The sequence below is a fragment of the Burkholderia sp. JPY481 genome, assembly GCF_038900515.1.
Taxonomy (GTDB): Bacteria; Pseudomonadota; Gammaproteobacteria; order Burkholderiales; family Burkholderiaceae; genus Paraburkholderia; species Paraburkholderia youngii.
In genome coordinates this window covers 1-298 of the sequence record NZ_JAYMRT010000173.1, presented here as the reverse complement: position 1 = coordinate 298, position 298 = coordinate 1, and the positions used below count along the sequence as shown (strand labels likewise).

Annotated in this window: 1 protein-coding gene; it reads left to right on the top strand. The window is 72.1% G+C overall.

Annotated features, from left to right (window positions below):
* Window positions 1-298 (top strand): AMP-binding enzyme (locus tag VSR82_RS40200; protein ID WP_498858946.1); only part of this gene is annotated, 298 nt, incomplete at both ends.

The window sequence follows — 298 nt, the reverse complement described above, 5'->3', positions numbered from 1 at the left end:
CGGACGGCAATCTGGAGTTTCTGGGGCGCACCGACGAGCAGGTCAAGATCCGGGGCTTTCGCATCGAGCCGGGCGAGGTGGCCGCGCACCTGTGCGGACATGCATGGGTACGCGAGGCGGTGGTGGTGGCGCGCGAGGAGCGGGCCGGCGAGCCGCAGCTGGTGGCGTATGTGGTGGCCGCAGAGGAGGCGCAGGAAGCGCAGCTTGCGGCGACGCTGCGCGCGCATCTGGTGGGGCAGCTGCCGGACTACATGGTGCCGGCGGCGTTCGTGCCGCTGGCGGCGCTGCCGCTGACGGT